The organism is Cupriavidus sp. 05T313, assembly GCF_056396665.1.
On record NZ_JBFTLX010000659.1, the window covers coordinates 1 to 422 of the forward strand.

At 70.7% G+C, this 422-nt stretch carries 1 pseudogene; it reads right to left on the reverse strand.

Annotation, left to right across the window (positions count from 1 at the left end):
* Nucleotides 1-407, reverse strand: a pseudogene (locus AC1DKD_RS42230) (DUF222 domain-containing protein); the annotation flags it as partial.
* Between the last annotated feature and the right edge of the window lie 15 nt (nucleotides 408-422).

Here is a 422-nt window from a genome sequence, read left to right on the forward strand (position 1 = left end):
GCCTCGTCCGTAACACCCATCAGCGAGAACACAGGGACCGTGACCAGCACCTGCGCCCGGATCGGAGATTGCTGGTCAGTTCCCGCGCCGGGCCTGGCATCGTTGACTGTGGTGCCGTTGGTGAGGACCGCGTCGGCGAAGGTGTCCGCACGCAGTTGGGTCATGGTGCGGCATTCATCGGGTCCCTGCAGGGCACGGGCGGCGGCGGTGAGCCGGTTCCACCCGGCCTGGGCCTGGTCCGCGGGMAGGTACGCGGASAGCCASGCCATCCCGTCCTGGTCCGGCCGGAACTCCACCCGCCGGTCCGCGACCCCTTTSGCGTGGCGTTKYTCGATGSWCYCTRCSTGGTGGCGTTCCCGCCAGGTGCGGGMCTTGGCCTTGAACCGGTGCGCCGGCAACTGCCCCACCGRGCACCCCCGCGC